General features: G+C 56.1%; 22 protein-coding genes. All 22 read right to left on the bottom strand.

The window, feature by feature from the left end; translation table 11 throughout:
- Positions 1–27 precede the first annotated feature (27 nt).
- The 22 genes from GF111_RS25520 to GF111_RS25415 all read right to left on the bottom strand — a co-directional run bounded on the left by GF111_RS25520 (position 28) and on the right by GF111_RS25415 (position 17,167).
- Entirely contained in the window at positions 28–579 is a 552-nt protein-coding gene (locus GF111_RS25520; protein WP_147191538.1) for a tail fiber assembly protein, read from the bottom strand.
- 2 nt (positions 580–581) lie between these two features.
- A complete protein-coding gene (locus GF111_RS25515; RefSeq protein WP_224217780.1) occupies positions 582–2,093 on the bottom strand; it encodes a hypothetical protein in 1,512 nt (503 codons plus the stop codon).
- A gap of 1 nt (position 2,094) precedes the next feature.
- Positions 2,095–2,682, bottom strand: coding sequence for a DUF2612 domain-containing protein (locus tag GF111_RS25510; protein ID WP_047730625.1), 588 nt, complete (start codon positions 2,680–2,682; stop codon positions 2,095–2,097).
- A gap of 16 nt (positions 2,683–2,698) precedes the next feature.
- Positions 2,699–3,931, bottom strand: a complete 1,233-nt coding sequence (locus GF111_RS25505; protein ID WP_047730624.1) for a baseplate J/gp47 family protein — start codon at positions 3,929–3,931, stop codon at positions 2,699–2,701.
- Positions 3,928–4,287: a hypothetical protein gene (locus GF111_RS25500; RefSeq protein ID WP_224217779.1), complete on the bottom strand. Its 360-nt coding sequence runs from the start codon at positions 4,285–4,287 to the stop codon at positions 3,928–3,930. The genes GF111_RS25505 and GF111_RS25500 overlap by 4 nt, the downstream gene beginning before the upstream one ends.
- 5 nt (positions 4,288–4,292) lie before the next feature.
- Entirely contained in the window at positions 4,293–4,970 is a 678-nt protein-coding gene (locus tag GF111_RS25495) for a Gp138 family membrane-puncturing spike protein (RefSeq protein WP_047730623.1), read from the bottom strand.
- Between the two features lies 1 nt (position 4,971).
- Entirely contained in the window at positions 4,972–5,817 is an 846-nt protein-coding gene (locus GF111_RS25490; protein ID WP_038875720.1) for a hypothetical protein, read from the bottom strand.
- Positions 5,814–6,116, bottom strand: a complete 303-nt coding sequence (locus tag GF111_RS25485) for a hypothetical protein (RefSeq protein WP_047730622.1) — start codon at positions 6,114–6,116, stop codon at positions 5,814–5,816. Before GF111_RS25485 ends, GF111_RS25490 begins: the two co-directional genes overlap by 4 nt.
- Positions 6,116–6,922, bottom strand: a complete 807-nt coding sequence (locus GF111_RS25480; protein ID WP_047730621.1) for a phage baseplate protein — start codon at positions 6,920–6,922, stop codon at positions 6,116–6,118. Before GF111_RS25480 ends, GF111_RS25485 begins: the two co-directional genes overlap by 1 nt.
- On the bottom strand, positions 6,919–8,928 hold the full coding sequence (locus GF111_RS25475; protein WP_047730620.1) for a transglycosylase SLT domain-containing protein: 2,010 nt from the start codon (positions 8,926–8,928) through the stop codon (positions 6,919–6,921). The genes GF111_RS25480 and GF111_RS25475 overlap by 4 nt, the downstream gene beginning before the upstream one ends.
- 208 nt (positions 8,929–9,136) lie before the next feature.
- Complete coding sequence (locus GF111_RS25470) at positions 9,137–9,541, bottom strand: hypothetical protein (protein WP_047730618.1); 405 nt, start codon at positions 9,539–9,541, stop codon at positions 9,137–9,139.
- The gene (locus tag GF111_RS25465) at positions 9,541–9,978 is read right to left on the bottom strand and encodes a hypothetical protein (protein ID WP_038875737.1); all 438 of its coding nucleotides are present in this window, start codon (positions 9,976–9,978) and stop codon (positions 9,541–9,543) included. The genes GF111_RS25470 and GF111_RS25465 overlap by 1 nt, the downstream gene beginning before the upstream one ends.
- Positions 9,978–11,462: a DUF3383 domain-containing protein gene (locus tag GF111_RS25460; RefSeq protein WP_047730617.1), complete on the bottom strand. Its 1,485-nt coding sequence runs from the start codon at positions 11,460–11,462 to the stop codon at positions 9,978–9,980. Before GF111_RS25460 ends, GF111_RS25465 begins: the two co-directional genes overlap by 1 nt.
- Positions 11,443–11,994 carry a hypothetical protein gene (locus GF111_RS25455; RefSeq protein WP_047730616.1) on the bottom strand — a complete coding sequence of 184 codons (552 nt, stop codon included), beginning with the start codon at positions 11,992–11,994 and terminating at the stop codon, positions 11,443–11,445. The genes GF111_RS25460 and GF111_RS25455 overlap by 20 nt, the downstream gene beginning before the upstream one ends.
- Positions 11,979–12,344 carry a hypothetical protein gene (locus tag GF111_RS25450; RefSeq protein ID WP_047730615.1) on the bottom strand — a complete coding sequence of 122 codons (366 nt, stop codon included), beginning with the start codon at positions 12,342–12,344 and terminating at the stop codon, positions 11,979–11,981. Before GF111_RS25450 ends, GF111_RS25455 begins: the two co-directional genes overlap by 16 nt.
- A complete protein-coding gene (locus GF111_RS25445; RefSeq protein ID WP_038875748.1) occupies positions 12,341–12,820 on the bottom strand; it encodes a hypothetical protein in 480 nt (159 codons plus the stop codon). The genes GF111_RS25450 and GF111_RS25445 overlap by 4 nt, the downstream gene beginning before the upstream one ends.
- A complete protein-coding gene (locus GF111_RS25440; protein WP_038875751.1) occupies positions 12,821–13,291 on the bottom strand; it encodes a DUF4054 domain-containing protein in 471 nt (156 codons plus the stop codon).
- A gap of 3 nt (positions 13,292–13,294) precedes the next feature.
- Complete coding sequence (locus GF111_RS25435) at positions 13,295–13,639, bottom strand: hypothetical protein (protein ID WP_047730614.1); 345 nt, start codon at positions 13,637–13,639, stop codon at positions 13,295–13,297.
- A 3-nt stretch (positions 13,640–13,642) separates the two neighbouring features.
- Positions 13,643–14,671 carry a DUF2184 domain-containing protein gene (locus GF111_RS25430; RefSeq protein ID WP_047730613.1) on the bottom strand — a complete coding sequence of 343 codons (1,029 nt, stop codon included), beginning with the start codon at positions 14,669–14,671 and terminating at the stop codon, positions 13,643–13,645.
- Entirely contained in the window at positions 14,671–15,153 is a 483-nt protein-coding gene (locus GF111_RS25425) for a hypothetical protein (RefSeq protein ID WP_047730612.1), read from the bottom strand. Before GF111_RS25425 ends, GF111_RS25430 begins: the two co-directional genes overlap by 1 nt.
- 1 nt (position 15,154) lies before the next feature.
- On the bottom strand, positions 15,155–16,480 hold the full coding sequence (locus GF111_RS25420) for a DUF2213 domain-containing protein (protein WP_047730611.1): 1,326 nt from the start codon (positions 16,478–16,480) through the stop codon (positions 15,155–15,157).
- Positions 16,481–16,483: 3 nt separating this feature from the next.
- On the bottom strand, positions 16,484–17,167 hold the full coding sequence (locus GF111_RS25415; protein ID WP_038875869.1) for a phage minor head protein: 684 nt from the start codon (positions 17,165–17,167) through the stop codon (positions 16,484–16,486).
- Positions 17,168–17,197: the final 30 nt, after the last annotated feature.

Here is a 17,197-nt window from a genome sequence, read left to right as displayed (position 1 = left end):
ATGAGCCGGGTTAATCCCCGGCTTTTATCATTGTTTCTCTGGCACCGCTGGCCACACGATTTTTTCAGGGTCTGCGTCATCGCTGATCTTCTCGATCTCGTTAACGTAGTCCATCCATGTCCGCAACTTGGCTTTCTCTGCATCTGTAGCCATACCCAATAGCAACTTACTATTGAGGGTCTGCGTAACCTGGTTAACACACGCAATACGACGCTCTTTCTCCCCCTGTACCATCTTGCGCTTTTCGGCAGAGCTGTAGGTGCGCTTAATCACCCTTCCGTCACAATATACCCACGTCATATCGTTGCACGCTTCAGGTGGAGTTTCGCTAATCGCCACCTCTGCTACTGAGAAACCAGGAGGGAAAATTGCTGTGACGTCTTTAGATATGCAGACGATAACGCCATTATCGTCATACATGACCTTCAGCGTTTCAGAACTAAAATCAGCCTGACAATCGTACCAGTCACGCCCATTTTTATCTCTGGCGTAAAGAATATCAGGCCTATATTCTGGCTCATCCTCTTCGGTGGATTTGAACTCAGGTTTGTAAATAGCGAAGTTTTCAAATTTAACCATGATCAAGAAGTCCCTATATTTCGCCAAGAGCCATTAATGAAGACTTGGACGTAAGAATATGATGCCCAAATTGAAGGGTCATAGTTGGCCCCCGACATTCCGGTAAACACGCAACCATCAGGAACCCTTATCTGGCCGCCAGTATCAGGTCGGTTAATTCGCCCAGTAAGCCTGACGTTTTGGACAAGATTTTGATAAGCCCAGTTTTGCGCGTTATTTTGAGCGTTAGAAATATTTTGATTCAGCCAGTTACTGAGATAGCCGCCCCAGATACTACCGGTAATATTCCCGTCGACATGAAAGATAGCATTATTTGCATAAACTCCGCCTGGACAATAAAAGTTCCCACTATTGGAGTCAAATTTCCAATTATAGTCGGCATTATCTCCCTTCACATGGATACAGGCTTGAGCAAAACTTGGCGTGCCACCGAGCAAATATCCAAAACTCACTGCGGATGGATAACCTTGCCCTTGCCTGGTCGCAACACCTTTAGCAATCGGCACATAAAGACCGCCGGAAGATACGGGCCACTGCCAATTAGGTTGAAAGAATGGTGCTTGGGTGTTCAATTGTTCGGAAAAAGCACCTGCTCCCCACGGAATTGCTCCTGGCGTTGTAGCAACAGCGGGGGTGAATAATTGCCCCGTCATGGTGTCGCCAGCCTTAGCAACAGCATTAATATCAGCAGCAGTAGGTTTAAACTTATCAGTATAAATTCTCGCCCAGGTAATCCCACCAGCCTCCGCTTGAGAAACACCAACATACGCAGCCATATTACCGCCAACAACAGCAACGTAGCCTGAGGACGGTGCGGCATCCATAGGCAAGCATACAACGCCAGCTGATACGTTCCCGGACACCGCTGGGGGCTTATTGGCTGCCGAAGCATTTACGCGGTAAAACTGCGCGATGTTACTGTAAGCGTCGTTTTTGGCTATTGGCCCGACACCCAAACCCGCCGTACCCATTTCCATCACATTACCACTGCCAGTGCCGACGTTTTTCGTCGCAGCAGTGCCTAGCTCAAGGTTTTTCCGCCCTTCCGCTTTATTTTGCAAATCCGCCAGGTTTTGCGACTTTTGAAGAAACAGCCCATTGGGATCCGCCAGCAGATTTTTCCAACCTGCGGCACTGGCGCCATCCGGATCAGTGGTGTTTGAATCAACCGTATTCCACCAGATTTTCGAACCATCGGAACTCAACACCATCGCGCCACGGGGATAGCCGCCGATCGCCGAGGTAAATGCCGAATCAAAGGTGTACTGGCCGCCGGCCTGAGAAAAGCGGATCGCCACGGTGATGTCGTTCAGCAGTCCGTTGAAATCCTTCCCGTGCGGCGGGATACCGCCGGCCGCGAACGCTGTCATTGTGAGTGGCGGAAAGCCAGAGTCATAGGCAGCTTTGCCCTTTTCCTTGGTTTCCTGCGTGGCGTTATTGGGGATCGTGTTTTTGTCAGCAGTACCGCTGGCGAACGGCACTGCAATCTGACGCGGTTTATCTGTCAGTTTCATGTTATGCCTTCTGAATTATCGAAACGTTAATACCTGGTGGCGCCGGTAGCGCGCCGGAAGATTGGACGATGGCCAGCTCTGCGGTCGACAGTTTAAACTCGAATACATAGCTCATCTTCATTCCGCCATCATTCTTGATATAGGCGCGCCCCCGATCGCCGAACATGTAACGCAACATCCGATTGATATTCGGTATTGAGCAATCAGTGATATTGCTCATGGCTTTCATCATGATCAGACGGCGATAGATCGGGTCCGCAAGTTCAATGGTCTGCGTTGTGCTCTCACCGCTATAGAACGGCGCCTGGTCAAATGGGCGGGGATCTGTCCGCGTTGGCGTATCCAGCCGCGCCTCACTGAACCCCAAATAATTAAAGTCGTCGTCGACCGTTAGCCGCCGGCTTACGTCCACAATTTTTCCCCACACATCGAGGCCATAGGTCTCTGCGGTTTTGATGTTCCAGATCAGATCGTAAAAATCATCGACGAACTTTTCGGGGGAAACGGCTTCGTTGAAGCTGCCGATCAGGGCGTTAAGGCGGGGGCTGGCGGCGTACTGTGCGAGCACAGTGGCGGCCACATTCTGCAATTTAGACCTCCTGCAGCTATACGCTGATATTGTTCGGATCCAGCGTCGGAATTTCGTCGATACCAAACTGGAGGGATGAGGAAAAGGCGTTACCATTCCTGCTCAGCGCTAGGCTGAGAATATCGATGTTTGAAGGGTCAATGCTGTAAATGCCCGCATAGAATCGCCCGGCGGCCAGCGCAGCCGCTGCACGCGCTCGATTGCCCCCATCAGCGCCATTGAATGCCGCAATCACTTTACTCTTTACCTGATCGGTAATGTCCGATGGTAAATATTCGCTTTTTCTCAGGATAACCCTCACTGACACGCTCACCGGCTTCAACCCCTGCCAGGTGATCACATACTCCGGATATGGCGGCTCATAGCCGTCGGTATCTGCAATCGTGTATGAAGAATCACCATTCATGTCGACACCGGGCGGCGCCTTGCGCCAGATAGCATCCGCGATATCCTCAGCCTTTCCACCATATACGCCAACGTAGAACGAATTTTTCTTCAATGTATATTTGGATGGGCCGACTTGTCTGTCTACCGGGGTCGGGTTATGCGTAACGTATACGTCCACTACGTTGGGAACTTTTGCGAGGATCTCGCCGCGGATCGCGTTCAATGTATTCCGGGCATTGTTGGCAACGGAATTGCGTCGGCGGTGCTCAAAGTCGGCTCTGCTCTCCTCATTGTTGCCCGGCACCCCGGCGGCGCGGTTGGTCACACCTGACCAGCCAGGGATCGCTTTGTAGACCTTGCTGAGCGCACCAATGGGGCAACCGATCGGGCCTGTCGTGAGGTTCTGGAAAACCACATCAACGCTACCGGCGGCGCCGATCGTTGCATCGGAAAGGCTGGCGTAGAGATACCCTGCTTCATCCTGTGCCAGGCTTCCAGCAGGGATCAGCGTATCCACCAGCCCTGAGCACGTCCCGGTTACTGTCGTGCCGGTGGCACCGATGCGGTCGAGGAAATAAACCCGGCCAATCGCATCCTGAAACCTGCCGCTGCTGTAGTCCGCGTTCACCTGGTTCGCGATCGCCAGCAACTGATCGTTCTTATCGGCGATGATGGCCGAATCGCTCATCGCCAGCTGCCCCTGTGGGCTTGTCAGACTGGTCCCCATCGAGCTCCCCAGCGCGGTGGAGAAATCGGTTAACCGGCCGTTTAGTATGTCCACCTCATCCGGCACCAGCAGCCCCGTTTTTGAAAACGTAACCGCCGGTACCGCAGTTGTGTAATTGGTGTTTTCATCCGTCATAACAGCACCGTGTAATCGTTGAAATTGGTATCGGTGATCGTCATTACGCCACCAATGCGGCGATCGCCATCAGAGACTGCCGTACACAGCGCGCTGGAGACCGTCGGCAGTTTCATCGCCTCCTGCTGCATTTTGGTGTTAATCAGCTGCGTGCCGGGCCAATGGCCGAGGATCCGCGGGTAATAAGGAATTCCGAGCGTGTTGTCATACCAACACTCGCCAAGGAAAGTGCTGCAGGCGCACGCCACATCCTGCGCCACCGCATAAGGATTGTCCGTGACCGCCAGGTTGCCTTTGTCGTCCAGCATCAGATCCCAGGTATTCGTATCGAGAAGAAGTGAGCGAGTTTGCATCATGCCCCCTATTGCGGTTTATTCGTCTGCGCGCTGCCTGATTGCACGCCACCATGCACGTGGTCACCAAACTCGATGCCACTAATCGTGGCGCCGGCGGACAGTTCCGCTTTGCCTTTGGCTGTAAACTTCTGGCTCACCTCGGTCGCGCCGTTCAGTGCGATTTCCGGCGAGTTAACGGCAAAGCGCTTCGATGCATTGGTTTCAACATCCGGCGCATTCAGCGTAATTTTCCAGGGTGAAGTTACATTGATCTGCTGATCGGCAAACTCGACAAATTGCACCGGGTCACCATTCAGCACACCACCCAGATAGATCGCATCTGACAGGCTGTGCGTGCGCCTTGAACCGGGCATCGCGGGCTGGCGCGTGGCTTTAACCCCGCTGATATCCCGATCGCAAATCGCTATGAACCCAATATCACCGGCTTTCGGTGGCATAATCACCGCACTTTGGCCACCCTGTAGACGCCATACCGGCACGTTGTAAATCACCTCATGCGGGATAGGTGAGCCGTCGCCAGCGACGGCCATCACCATAGGGCGAATGTCCACGTGCTCCCCATTGGCATTGATCACCCTACCCAACGTGATAAACGCATGACGCCCCAGAAACTGGCGCATAACGAAGTCCTGCGCGTTGATATCACCATTCAGATCGGAGCCGTTTACATGAAAATTCTCCATATCAGCCCCCGGGTTGCCGCAACAATTCGCAGGATGTTGAACATTGGCCGCCCTCAATCCATGAGGTTAACGTGTGCATTGCACCGAGCACCGCATAGCGGCCGCTGGCGTTCGGGAGTGAGGTCACCAACGACAATTTGCGACCAATAAAAATATCAGGACAGAACAGACATGAAATGCTCAGCCCAACATTGGTAAAAATGGGATATCCGATTAATCCGTGGTCGGGAGAAACGAACAATGCCGGCTCTTTTCGGGATACTCCCTTTGGCCAGATCGTCACCTTCTCCACGTTGATATCGATCTCGGCATCAACAGCCCGTGCCGCCTCGATCATCTGCTGCGTGATATCTCCCTGGAAATACGGATCGGGCAGCGTGCGTTTAACGCCCTGATTCTCATATTTCAGCCCCACTGATGATGCCATTGGCATCAAAATGTCATCGATCGAGACGGGGCCTTTCGCGCTGAATGGCGACACCTTTTTCGCCCGCAGATAAAACATCATGTTCGCCGTAATAATTAGCGGCACATCCGGCGCCTGGTTGTAATCCGCATATGCATCACTGATAAACCCTTCGAAAATCAGGCGGTCAGCAGCCCATACGCGGATCCGATTAGGCTTGGCCCCATCGATCCAAATCCCTTTGTAGCTCAGCGCCGCCATCTGCTGGGCCACGAGCCCCCACAGATAAAGCGTAATTTGCGTGCCAGCAATCCCGCCATACGCCGCCAGGCTTATATAACAGCGCGCATTTTTGACGGTAAGCACGTTACCCCGATCGTCAAACGTTCGCCCCTCTGCCAGGGTAAACTCCACCCTGATATCCCGTTGTTGATAGCTCACGGCATTTCCTCCGGCGCAAGGTAGTAAAGTTTGAAACGCTCACCCAGGCCGGACCATTCAGGATCCGCGTTTCCCGCCAGGTCAGCGAAAAATAATTCGCCGGCGAATGGCAGATAGCCGTAACGCACGATCTTGTTGCCGTTCAGGCACAACACCCCCTGCAGGCAGGGAGTGCCGTTAACGGTAAGATCGATATATAGCCCCGTGGTACGCTGTGCCAGACGAATTTCACAGGCCTGATTATTCAGGGAGACGGTGAACCGTTGAGACTTGAGGGGCTTGAGTACAATTTCCAGCATCAGGTTAAACTCCCCGCCAATTGCTTGACCGCTGCATCCAACTTTTGCGTCGCGCTGACGGTGACCTCTCCGAGAGGTTTGGTCACATCCTCGACCGCTGACGAAACCTTATCGGCAATGTTCCCAACCAATTCCGACGCCGAGCGCTGCACGCCGGAGATCGCTTTCTTCACATCAGAAAGGGTGGAACCACTCGTTGAAGAGGTAACGAGCTCCGTTTTGGCGCTCGCTCCCTGGGTGATTTGATTATTGGTAGTGTCGGCCTGCGATGTCTCGCTGCTGACGGTCACCTCGGCCACGTCCTGCACGTCCTGAAAAACCGCCGTTACCGTAAGCAACGTCGGGCCGCCGTCGCTTCGGATCCGATAATCGTATTTGGTCAGGTCATAGGACGAATAGGTTTTGTCGGGGGTTTCGATGTCATAAACCTCCGCCGTTGTTCGCATCGTCTCCAGGGTGGCCAGCACGTCCGAGCGGGATGTCAGCGTGAGATTGGTCAGGTTCGGAAGCCCGCCTGAAAACCCTGTCCAGCCCTCCACGGTAAACGTAATGTGTAATTCTGCCGGCCGCTGCACCTTGTTGAACGACGTGTAACCACCTCGCTCGATCGGTGCAGTAGTGATCGACGCTTCGCCCCCCACTTCGATAACGACAAATGACGTTGGCGAAAAGGGCTTCGTGCCAACACTGGCGCCGGAGGCATAATAAATTCCGTATCCCGGTGCCAGCACGCTGTTAACGACAGACAGCAGGCCACCGCCCCGCACAGCATTCAGTACAGTGGCCTGATTCAGGGAAAACCTCATGTCGATACTCCCGATGCATACGCGCCCACAAGGCTGGAGCGATTAATTTTTTGCCTTGCGTCGTCGATGATCCCTTTCGTGCTGTCTGCCGGCGAATTCACCTGCAGAGTGCCGATATGGGTTGTTTCGGTGATCGTGGATTGCGAACCGCCGAGCGGCTGGCGCGCCTGCGCCGCCATGCCTGCGCCTGGCTGAGGCAAATTCGACAACACCTTCGGCACGTATTCCCGCGTTTCCTGCGGGGCCGCGCCGAGCCCTTTGCGCTCAACATTACCCTGGCCCCAGTTATACGCCGCCAGCGCCTTACCCAGATCACCATCGAACATTTTCAGCAGCTGCGACATGTAGCGCGCTGCAGCATGGGCTGATTTCTCCGGATCAAAAACGTCATCGCCGACCAGCCCGAAGTCCTTCGCCGTGCCTGGCATGAACTGAAACGGCCCTTTGGCGCCCGCTTTCGATACAGCCTGAGTATCGCCGCCTGACTCCGTGATCACCATGCTGCGCAGCAGCCCGGCAGGGAGCCCGAACGTTTCCTCCAGCTTGCTGAGTTTCGGCTGCAGCCACGCCAGCATTTCCTCACCGGCCTTTGTTGGCTGTGGCCGGCGTACAGATTGAGCAAACTGCGTCGGAGCCTGGCCTTGCCCGTAACCATCACCACGCGGAAGATTGATCCCGAATGTATCCTTAACCCAATCGTGAGCGGATTTTCCCCACTCCTCTACCTTGTCACTGAATGGCAGATTGATCCTGAATGTATCCTTAACCCAATCGCGAGCGGATTTTCCCCACTCCTCTACCTTGTCACTGAATGGCAGATTGTTCAGGGCATCCGCAACGGGGTTATTTTTCAGCGCAGGGTATTTTTCCTCGAGGGGTTTAACAACAAACTCCTCAAGCGCCACCAGAGCTGCAATAAGGCCAGCAGGCCCCATCAGCGCCCCGCTGAGACCTTTAAACAGGGAAAGCAGCTTGCCACCCACCGATGCGCTAACCAGCAGCAGAATGGCGTTCTGCCAGCCTCCTACCGCATTGGCGGCTTCACCGGCGACACCAACAATGTTCGACAGAACATCGAACACGCCCTGCACCGCGGCTTTGATTTCATCCGGGTGCTGTGCCATCCAGTTCGCCAGATCATTCAGCCACGCGTTGAACTGTTTGATGTAAGGCAGCAGCGCGTTAAAGAGGATGTATCCCGTTTTCTCAAAGGCCTGGCTGATCTCTGCCCACTGCTGGCGAAACTTCCGCGCCGCCGCGATTGACTGATCGTCAACGCCTGAGCGCGCTGTAAATCGGTCAACATCGCGCAACGCATGGCCAGATCCGAACCATTGCTGCGCGGCGTAGCCATACCCCAGCTCACTGCCATAGGCCTGCTGCTGATCCTTATTCAGGTTTGGAAATGCGGCTGCCAATTTGCGGACAATATCTTCAGTCCCATCCCGGCCCAGATCGATATTGGCGCCCGCCTGGTTGACGGCCAATAGCAGGCTTTGAAGTTGAGGATCCAGCCCAAGGCCAGATTTTAAGCGTGCCTTTGCATCGTTGATGCGGGAGAACGCGCCCACGATCTCGTTGGCACTGACACCGAACGCCTCGCCCGCCTTGGTCCAGCCATCCAGCGATTTGGCCGACATGCCAAAGGCATCGGCCGCCGTCGCCAATTGGTTCAGGTTACTGGTGAACCCGGTAACAAAGCTTTTGAGGCCGCCCAGCGACAACGTGACGCCGGCCAGCGCCAGCACCTGGGCGCGAATACTGGAAAAGAACGACGCCGCCTTTTTGCCGCTGGCTTCCATGTCTTTGGCGGTTTTGTCGGCTTTTTTCCCGGTTTTATCCAGCGCCTCGCTGCTTTTCTTCTCGCCGGTGTCGAACGCCTGCGCAACGTTCTCCATGACCGCTGTCAGGCGGTCAAGCCCCGCCACTACCGCCTGCTCGCCAGCGCTGAAGTTTTTGTCGTCAATACCCAGGGCGAGGACGAGCTCGTCAAGTACCATTGCCATTATTTCCCCTCCTGCATTACGCGTGCGTTATGGGCGTCCACCTGGATGATTTCCAACAAATCCCACAAGTCCTGCACACCAAGCACCGCATCCAGCTCAGCCTTGGAGGCTTTGCCGGCGGAAATCACGGTGGCGATGGTGTGCGGGACGTTGGTGTAATCAACAAGCCCAAACGGCCTGTCAGGATTGGCAAAACGAGGCGGGATATCTAGCGGCCGGCGGTAGCGAAAAAATCCACGTGCAGTTTGAACACCTCCGCGCTCAGGTTAAGGCGTGTGGCCACTTCATCGATATCGGCTTCAATCAAGGGGCGGACCACGGTTTTATCCGCTGGATTCGGCACGGCCTGAACACAGGTCATCAACTCATCAAGCAGCGGCTTGGCCTCATCCGGGTGGATCTTCGAAATCGCCTTTAAGCCCTCAACAGCCATCGCCGCGATCCCCATGCTGCGTAAATTATCGGGGATCTCGACGCCGCCGCGCCCCATCGCCATGAGCGCCCGCAAAGCCCACCATTCAGCCTGTGACGCCGACATTTCCTTGATGTAGAAAACCTTGCCCTGATCGCGCCCGGCGGCGTCGATAGTGATAAACGTCTCTTTACGTGCCATCAGTTAAACGCCTCTGGAGTGATGGATTCCCATTCGATGATCGCCTGGCTGGCCTGCAGAATGCGGCCGGCATCCGGTAGCGCCTTCCACTGCTTCAGCACGCCGTTCACGCATTTATATTTGCGCTTGAGCGCCGGCAGGATAACCGTTGCATTGCAGCGGAACACCGCCACGCTGGCGCGCGATGTGGTCGCCCAGGTATCGAACACGTCCCGGCTCTCCGAATCCGGCATAATGTAGATCGTCTGGTTGATGTTGCCGTAAATGAAGCCGGCCGATAACTTGCCGTCGGCGCCGCGCACCGTTTCCGCCAGGCTCAGTGCGTCGGTCCCGTAGATATTATCCGCAGCGAAGCCCTGCAGCTGCACGCCTGACGGGTACAGGTTCATTACCGACAGCGTAATGATGGCGTCGGCAGAAGTGATGGTGTTGGACATTATTGAACCTCCGTCGATGCAATATTCAATTTCTGGATGCTGCCGCCGTCGCTGTACCACAACGCGCAGTTCGGGCTGGTGCGAGCAGGACGAAGGGCCGGCAGCATTTCACCGACATAGAGGTAGTACCCCGTCGCGAAAATTGTCGCCGACACGTCTTCCCCTACTGCGTTGCTGATCTCCAGTTTTTGCGCCGCGGACAGTGTCACCCCGGCACGAATGCCGCCCCATGCTTTAAACTGCTCGATCACATCGGTCATCGAGGTTGCAACCAGCGCGCGCCCAGCGTTGTTGTAGGGGATCGTCTTGTTGGATTTGAACAGCGCCAGCACCGCGCCCTGCAGGTTGGCGTTCAGCCAAATTTGCCCGGCGAAGCTGTCCAGCCATTTGAAATCGCCGGTGATCGAGCCATCCGCCCAATAATCCTCGACGATGTTATTGGCGGCGTACTTGCCGTAGAAGTTATAGCCATTGGCGATCAGCACGTCGTACTCATCACCGCTGGTCACATCGGCCGCCAGCCCGTTGTATTCGCGGAATTTGAACGGCACGCGCCCTTCAGTGCGGGTAAAGTCCAGCGCAGCGGCATATCCCAATACGGATGCAGGTTTTTTCACGTGAGTGCAGAACACCGGCACGACACTCCCGTAATTGTTCACGGTGATGATCTTGTACGCGATGTGGTCCTGATTGCCCGTAATTCGGGCTTTTTCGTTGGTGGTCCACGCCACATAGAAAAAGCGCTCCTCCTGCGCGCTGGCCCATGCGGACAACGCCAGGTGTTCATCATCCTTGCACTCGAAAACGGTCGAGAATGAGGCCCACTGCTGCGACTTGGCGATGATTGCCGTGAACAGCGCGGGAACCACTGCCACCGGCGCCCCCTGGGAGATCTTGGCGCCGAGATCGCTGGTCATCTTCATGGGTGCCGCTGCGGTGCCGGTCGCATACGCGATAGTCGTCGCTTCCGGCTTGGCGCCTGCAGCAGTGATGATGAAGGCATTGTGCGTGGTGTCATATACCACCGTCGCCACGGCGGCCGTCAATGAGGTTTGCAACGCGGCGGCCGCCTCCGCAAAACTGGTTACCGCGCTGAAATTGACTTCCGCACTGGCATTCTTCCCGCTGATGCTGATCGTGAGCGTACCGGAGATTTTTTTCAGCTTCTCGACCGTCACCCCTTTAAACGATCCGCTGCGCAACCATGCGGCCGCCGGCGCGCGGTTGAATCGGGCGAACAGCAACGCCCCCGGAGATTTTGTCGCGTTGTTGTAGCCCTGAAAATACATGGATGCCATAACGTATTCGTCAGAGTTACCACCGAAATAATCGGCCACGCTCGAGGGTGACGAAAACGAAGGGACGTCGCCGATCGGTACGTAAGGGCTGTCGGTTAAAAGCAGGCCGTTGAGGTCGACCGCATTACCCACGGCGGATAGCACGCCCGGTTTGATTTTTACGTCTTTACTGATTGGAATTGCCATCGATGGACTCCGTTGTGGTCGTTTTGATGGTCACGTTGTCGAAGAACGCCAGAGGCGCACTGACCACCGGTTTGATTTGCGCGATGAATTCCAGCGTCCAGCGCGGTTCGTATTGCCACTCGCCGTTAATCATCGTGGTCTGACGGGGATCGCTACAGTAGAGCGGCGTTAAGACGCCCCCGGAGCAGCGAAAAGCGGAGGTGCCAAACTCCGAGCGGATCAGCGTGGCGAACATCAGGGAATTTCGCTCCGCGCTGTCGCCAAAGAAATCAAGCTGACATTCCCAGCGCGTGGTGCGCGTGATGTGTTGCGTACCCATTCCGGCCGCCGGTGGCGGCGTGTACTTCACCACCGCCGTAGATAAACCGGCAGAATTCAGCGAAGTCATCGCGATGAATTCGCCCTGTGGCATCGGCACCCCGTTTTGCTGGGTGCGCTCGATCTGCGCATCAACAAAAAGCCCCTGGAGAAAATCGCCAAGGGCTTTATAGAGATCGCTTTCAGTGATCGAGAGCGTTACGTTTGCAGACATGCAACAACCCTCGTCCAATCCGGCCAGTTCTCCGGCACCGCCACCACAAGCCACGTTTCGCCCGCGATGACGAATTTGTCACCGCCGACCTGCTTCGGTCGGCTCACACCGCACCAGTTCCCGTTCGTATAGATGGACGTGAACACCCCCTGAATATTCAGGTTGTCCAGGTGCCGTGTGTCGCCCTGGGTAACAGCCTGTTTTTGTACCATCATCGGAATGGGCGCGTCATAGGCCGGCGCCCGGGAATAATCCTCACGTTTTTCAGCACCGAGAGATCGATAAATCTGCGCCTCAACGAAGGGATTAACCGCGCCGACGGCGCGCGAAACAATACCGTGCAAATTCACTCATCACCTCCATCAACGGCATAGTCGACGCTGTTCTGCATGTGGCCAGTGTCGACCAGCGGCTTATCGAACCCTTTGCGCTTAATGGTCGACTCCGCCAACGGCGGAGAATTGAGCTCCCGGATAGAATCCTGAAGCTGGCTTTTTATCCGCTCCCCCATCAATCCAAGCGCTAACCGCGCGTCATAATTTGATGAACGGATAAGCTGCGAAAACTCACCGGGCCACTGCGCACTGTTGGCTGAAATCATGTTGCGAAAAAAAGGCCGCGGCAGCTGAAAATAGGACTCCCCGGCCTTGGTCATCACCATTTTTCCGAACTCGTTCGCGGCGGCCACCAGCGCAACCGGGGTCCCGTCTTCATAGGTCGCATCGGCCAAAAAACCCACCTTGAGGCTCTTGCCCGAAGACAACCCGTCGGCAATTTGCGCCAGGCGCGCTTTAAACGCGGCACCGCCGCGAACACTGGCACCCATTTAGCGCCCCCGCCTGACCGGCCGATAGTAGTGATCTGGATAGCGCGATGGCGATGAGCCCGGGTGATAAACCATCGTCCTGTAGGGCGCGGTCGCTTGCCAATAATCCGCGCCATAGGGAGTCTGCAGATACCACCATGACTGATCGTTACTGCCGGCGCTGTCCACCGATACAGAAACCGATCCCTCTGAGGCACTGGTAATGCGGCCAACAAGGCCGCTTCCCTGACCGCCCGACTGTCCTGAACCAAATCCACGCAACGCACAGAGATGAGCAACAAGCAGGAAAAATAACTGCTCGCGCTCTTTCAGATCCTGCACTTTGCTTTCATCGGTATTATCGAGGTAGAGGGTCGAGGCCTGATTGAACAGCGCCTCGAGCAGGTCATCACTTGGCGCCGATCCGCATCCCGTTGCAAACGCCGGGTAAAGCGCCCGAAATGCCTTGATGTTGAAAACCACGGCGCCCATGCATTACTCCTCCTTATTCATCGCTTCATCATCACGCTTGATCCCCGGCGCCGGGTTGTTCTGCGGCAATGGGTCAAGGCCTGACGTCAACTTTTCCTGCTCTTTGGCCTGCGCACGGGCGCTGTTGCCATTCTCCTGGGCGAAGATCACACCGTTTTTTACATACGGTTGATCTTTGTGGATCTTCAACCAGGCATCCCACAGTTCCTTATCGACCGGTGTGAGGCCATAGCCGCCGATAATGCGCACATCTTCGCCGCGGTAACCCGCGACCGCCTGCTGATGGCCGTCGACTTCCAACACCAAACCGTTCGGCAATTTGCAGCCAACTGTTACTTGCTCTGCCATCTTTTAAACCCCCAACATTTGTGCGTAAGCCAGCGGTTGGCGAATGATCGCCCCCCAGGTACCGGCGGATTTTTTCTGGTGCCAGGCTGAAGACTCCGTCACCACGGCGTGCGCGCGCATTTTCTCAGTGAACGCACAGTAACCGGTGTCGTTCTCCCCGAGACGCTCGGCAATCAGCTGAACCACTTCACCCGCGTCGCTGGAATACTCCACCGCCGTTTCGATGGTCATACCCGGGAAGTTTTTCTGCAGCAGGTCTGCAACGTTGACCTTGTATTGGTTGGTCTTCGTCAGGTTGGCTTCCGACAACGGAGACATATTCAGCTTCATCGCGTCGGTACGCTCGACATGCCCTTTGGTCTGACTGACGAGCTGCTTGTACAGCTTGACGATGTCGTTATAAATCGCCTCGGCGTCCTTATCGCCCCATTTCAACTTACCGCCGACGTCAATCGGGGTAATCGGCGCCGACAGCGATGGATCGTTCAGCAGGCCGTAGTTCTGCAAGCCCTCGATGCCGTAGAAGTAGGATTTATTCTGGAACTTGTTTAGCACCAGGGCAGACGCGACATTCAACTCCGCCGCCCAGCCGATGCGCGCCGCGCCGTACATGTCCAGTTCGCGTTCACCCCAGCGGGTATGCGTCTGGTAGTGGTAGCTCTGACGCGGCACCCAGTTTGCGTTCGCGGTTACCATGCCGTTGTTGTTGTAGTCGCCGTAAGAGCTGGTGTCACCGGCTGATTCCACGATCGGGAATTGAGTGGTCAGCGTCGTCCAGTCGCCCTTTTTGGTTTCGCCCAGGATTTGGGCCGCTTTCATCGGTGTCACCAGCACACGAATTAATTCTGGATCAACGTAGTTGGTGAAATAGGCCGGCACGCCGGAGTTTGAGACCGTTACCAGATTAGGCTGCGCATCCATCGCCAGCGCGAAATCGCTCGCGTACTCCGGCGGCAGGTAAGCCTGCGCGCCCGGCAGGATGATGCCGTAATCGCGGCTGGCGGTAGCGTAATGCTGCTTAAATTTATTCATCACTTGCTCCAGGTGCTGATTTTGATACGTTCTTTGGCCGCCGCGGCGCTGGCCACCGAGAATGCCGTTTCCGCAAAGCCTTCAATGGTCGCGCCGGCGGCACCGGTAGCAATCTCGCCGGTGGTCAGTGACGCAAACACTTTTTGGCCGACAGTGGCCGCTGTCGTGGTAACCGCCCAGTAATCACCGCCGGTGTGCAGCGTGCACTCTCGCCCCGGCTGGATCACGTTAGACGCCGCGCCCAGCCATTTAACGATTGACGCCTGGCCATCGCGAGGAACAAACCCCGACGGCGCGCCAGTGCCTTTGTTCGATGCCACGCCCTTCACCACCCAGGCAAATCGCCCAATGGTTAACCCGTCGGCACCGGTGACCAATGCCCCCTCACTGGCCACATAGCTGGTGTATGGGTTGTTACTGGCAAAAGCCCCCTCAATACCCGGAGCCGGGTATTGGTTAATGCTCGTCTGAAATCTTGACATGTTAATAACCTCGTTTAAGTTTGCCGGCGGTAGGGAAGTCGGCAGCGAAAGACGATGCAGCCGCGGAGTCATGGGCCAGTTTCGGCGCTTTGACGGCCCGTTTTTGCTCTACGGCATACTTCACCATGCCGCGGAAGGCGCTTGGGTGTACGTCGGTGATATCGATCCCGGCCTGTTCGAGCGCGGTGCGGTAAACCTCCTCGGCGGAGTCCATCGCCACCACGTCACCAATCAGGGGGCGCACCTCACTTTCAGCGGTGCGAACCGCCTGGAAGTTTTTCGCCGCCGCCTTGGTGGCGTTGTCAGCCGCCAGCCTGATAGCCGCGTCCATCGCCGGTTTGCTGACCGTATCGGGATTCGGTTTTACCGGGTCTTTTGCTGGATCGTCCGGGGTGTCATCCGCAGCCGGCATCAGTACCGCTTTGATTTTTTCCAGCACTTCCTCCGGCACTTTGTCGGACAACAGCGCCAGGATGCTTTCCAGTGGGTTTTCGGTATCAAACGCTGGCCCGTTCTCTTCCGGCTCGACCACTTCTTCGGCGGCCTCCATCAGTTCGGCAAGCTCGGCCGGCTCGATTTCCATATCCTGCGCCAGGCGGCCGGAAAACGCGGATTTGACCGCATTCGCGATCGCGTTGGGGCGTTTATGCTGGCCCACCAATTGCGTGAGGTCTTTCGGCGAGGCGTCTTGCGCCAGGCGAGGTTTAAGATAGGCGCCCAGCGCTGCGCGCATGGCGACACCCTTACGATTTAATTTCATGTTTTGTAACTCCTTCGGGAGGCAATCAAATACCAGCACATCGGATCCGGCCCGGCCGTCACCGACCAGCGCCACGTGGTTACCGACGATATCCCGCATCACGCCGTCAAATTTGACGCCATCCGGGGTAACGCCTGGGGTCATGTCAGCGACGTACGCATACGACGATGACAGTTCTCGTTGCTCGTCGGTCTCGATACCGGCGATGGCGGAGTTGTCCCAAATCGACAATCCGTTTGTTAGGTAGGTGCCATCAAAATCACTGTTGGCGTGCGTTGTCCCCACCCGAAGCTCACGCGCGGGCGCGCCTGGGTAATCAGGCTTGTGTCGGCAAAGGATGGGGATGTTATTGAAGGTTTTCGCTGCCTTGCGCAGCTCGTCGGGGTCGCGGTACAGCATGTACAGCCGGTCGGGCTCAAGTCCTAGCGCCTCGGAATTCGGGATTTCACGCCCGTAATAGCCGCACACGTTGGCCTTGCTGATGTTGCTGCGTTCGACCTGCAGCCGTCCGACCTTATCAATTTGCCGCACCGAACCCCGGTCAAATGCCAGTCGTTCAGTCGTCATTCATTACTCCAGTCCCGGTAAAATCGCCTCCCATCCACACCTGCAACGTATTTTTTGCCCTGGCATGATCCATTCGCCATCGATAAACATGCCTTTGTCCAGATCGAACTCTTTGCCGTCGGCTTTCACATGGGAGATGCGCGGCTCTTTCCCTGCGTGGGAATGGCGCCACCGCCCCCGGCGGATGCCAAGCGCACGCTGGCGCGCCGACTGCATGGCAGACGTTGCCTTGTTGTTCTGATCCAGCGCGATAAAAGCCGCCCGGCGCCGGGTGACGCCATAGCGCTGTTGCAGCTCTTTTGTCAGGGTGCCGAGATCACGCCCGCGAGATACCGACTGCATTACCAGCGTTTCGACCTGCGTGAGGTATTGCTGCGGAATGGAGCGGATCAGATTGACGTTCTCGGTGATGGTCGCCTGCAGCGCGTTGTTCATTTCCGCCGTCATTTTGAAGGGCACCGTGAAACCGGCCTGCTGCAATGCAGTGGAAAGCGACGCATCGCTATTCTTCATCACATCAGAAGCGAAACGCTCAGCCAGTTTCCCGGCCAGCACATCGAATTTTTTTCGCCAGCGCCGCGACAATTTGCGCATGGCATCACGCATCATGATCGCCGGTGAGGCATCCTGCGCCAGCCCGGTCTGCCGGTATTCGGCGCGCAGCCAATAGAGCGTGCTGTTGTGCAGCTCCTGCACCGCCCTATCCAGCTGCCGCCG

Source organism: Serratia sp. HRI, from assembly GCF_010119335.3.
Classification (GTDB): Bacteria; Pseudomonadota; Gammaproteobacteria; order Enterobacterales; family Enterobacteriaceae; genus Serratia; species Serratia nevei.
Note: the sequence above shows the minus strand (reverse complement) of the source record. Positions and strands in the feature narration are given on the sequence as shown.

Coding starts and splice junctions, on each gene's coding strand:
- GF111_RS25475 (WP_047730620.1), bottom strand. CDS start 8,928: ATGGCAATGGTACTTGACGAGCTCGTCCTCGCCCTGGGTATTGACGAC.
- GF111_RS25430 (WP_047730613.1), bottom strand. CDS start 14,671: ATGAATAAATTTAAGCAGCATTACGCTACCGCCAGCCGCGATTACGGC.
- GF111_RS25495 (WP_047730623.1), bottom strand. CDS start 4,970: ATGGAGAATTTTCATGTAAACGGCTCCGATCTGAATGGTGATATCAAC.
- GF111_RS25500 (WP_224217779.1), bottom strand. CDS start 4,287: ATGATGCAAACTCGCTCACTTCTTCTCGATACGAATACCTGGGATCTG.
- GF111_RS25515 (WP_224217780.1), bottom strand. CDS start 2,093: ATGAAACTGACAGATAAACCGCGTCAGATTGCAGTGCCGTTCGCCAGC.
- GF111_RS25505 (WP_047730624.1), bottom strand. CDS start 3,931: ATGACGGATGAAAACACCAATTACACAACTGCGGTACCGGCGGTTACG.
- GF111_RS25485 (WP_047730622.1), bottom strand. CDS start 6,116: ATGCTGGAAATTGTACTCAAGCCCCTCAAGTCTCAACGGTTCACCGTC.
- GF111_RS25425 (WP_047730612.1), bottom strand. CDS start 15,153: ATGTCAAGATTTCAGACGAGCATTAACCAATACCCGGCTCCGGGTATT.
- GF111_RS25420 (WP_047730611.1), bottom strand. CDS start 16,480: ATGACGACTGAACGACTGGCATTTGACCGGGGTTCGGTGCGGCAAATT.
- GF111_RS25465 (WP_038875737.1), bottom strand. CDS start 9,978: ATGTCCAACACCATCACTTCTGCCGACGCCATCATTACGCTGTCGGTA.
- GF111_RS25455 (WP_047730616.1), bottom strand. CDS start 11,994: ATGTCTGCAAACGTAACGCTCTCGATCACTGAAAGCGATCTCTATAAA.
- GF111_RS25470 (WP_047730618.1), bottom strand. CDS start 9,541: ATGGCACGTAAAGAGACGTTTATCACTATCGACGCCGCCGGGCGCGAT.
- GF111_RS25480 (WP_047730621.1), bottom strand. CDS start 6,922: ATGAGGTTTTCCCTGAATCAGGCCACTGTACTGAATGCTGTGCGGGGC.
- GF111_RS25435 (WP_047730614.1), bottom strand. CDS start 13,639: ATGGCAGAGCAAGTAACAGTTGGCTGCAAATTGCCGAACGGTTTGGTG.
- GF111_RS25445 (WP_038875748.1), bottom strand. CDS start 12,820: ATGGGTGCCAGTGTTCGCGGCGGTGCCGCGTTTAAAGCGCGCCTGGCG.
- GF111_RS25520 (WP_147191538.1), bottom strand. CDS start 579: ATGGTTAAATTTGAAAACTTCGCTATTTACAAACCTGAGTTCAAATCC.
- GF111_RS25460 (WP_047730617.1), bottom strand. CDS start 11,462: ATGGCAATTCCAATCAGTAAAGACGTAAAAATCAAACCGGGCGTGCTA.
- GF111_RS25440 (WP_038875751.1), bottom strand. CDS start 13,291: ATGGGCGCCGTGGTTTTCAACATCAAGGCATTTCGGGCGCTTTACCCG.